General features: G+C 63.4%; 1 protein-coding gene. It reads left to right on the top strand.

From position 1 onward, the window contains the following. On the top strand, positions 1-1,063 hold a 1,063-nt coding region (locus EN984_RS35505), incomplete at its 5' end, for an LLM class flavin-dependent oxidoreductase (protein WP_164765963.1). Positions 1,064-1,133 lie beyond the last annotated feature (70 nt).

Genomic DNA, 1,133 nt, shown 5'->3' with positions numbered 1-1,133 from the left:
CAATTGTTCCGGCGGCATGACCGTCACCAAGGTTCCCGAACGATGGGTCAGTTCCTGGGACAACAATCTGCGGCTGGCGCATCTGCTCGACGACGCCGGTATCGATTTCATGCTGCCGATCGCCCGCTGGATCGGCTATGGGGGCGAGACCAATTTCCACGGCAACGTGCTGGAGACGATCACCTGGGCCGCAGGGCTCCTAGCGCTCACCCGCAACATCACGGTTTTCGCCACCACCCACACGGCGGCCAATCACCCTGTCGTCGTCGCCAAGCAATTGGCGACGATCGACCAGATCAGCCGCGGCCGTATCGGCCTCAACATCGTCGCCGGCTGGAACAAGCCGGAATATGAAGCGCTCGGGCTGACGCTGCCCGACGATCACATCACACGCTACGGCTACGCACAGGAATGGTTCGACATCGTCAGGGCGCTGTGGGATCGCACCGAGGCGTTCGACTGGGACGGCACCTATTTCAAGCTGAAGAACGTGCTTGGCGATCCGCGGCCGTCGGCGCGCCTGCCGATCCTCAACGCCGCCGGCTCGGAAGAAGGGCGCAAATTCGCTGTCCGCAATGCGGACTTCCTGTTCACGCCGGCAATCGATCTGTCACGCTCCAGGGACGAGATCGCCGCGCTGAAGCAACAGGCGGTCGCCGCCGGCAGCACTGTCGACGTGCTGACCTTTGCCCATGTCGTCTGCCGGCCGACCGAGAAGGAAGCGAAGGATTATCTCGAGCATTTCGCCCGCGCCAATGCCGACTGGGCAGCCGTCGACAATCTGGTGAAGCTGCAATTTGCGCATGCGCAGTCGTTCCCGCATGACCTCCTGGCGCTCATCCGCGATCGGATGGCGGCGGGCCATGGCGGCTTCCCGCTCACCGGCACGGCCGAACAGGTCGCTGATGGGATCACCGCCTTGCACGAGGCCGGATTTCGCGGCTCGACGCTGTCCTTCGTCGACTATGTCGAGGAATTCCCGTATTTTCGCGACACCGTCCTGCCTATCCTCGAACAGCGGGGCATCCGTATCGCAGCGGCCGCCATGCAGTCGGCGGCCTAGGAGCAACCCCCATGACCGAACCAACGACTTCGGAGGCAAATCCTGTCGGTGTCGCGGATTTTCGGGCCGC

The organism is Mesorhizobium sp. M7A.F.Ca.CA.004.12.1.1 (assembly GCF_003997835.1).
GTDB lineage: Bacteria > Pseudomonadota > Alphaproteobacteria > Rhizobiales > Rhizobiaceae > Mesorhizobium.
Note: the sequence above shows the minus strand (reverse complement) of the source record. Positions and strands in the feature narration are given on the sequence as shown.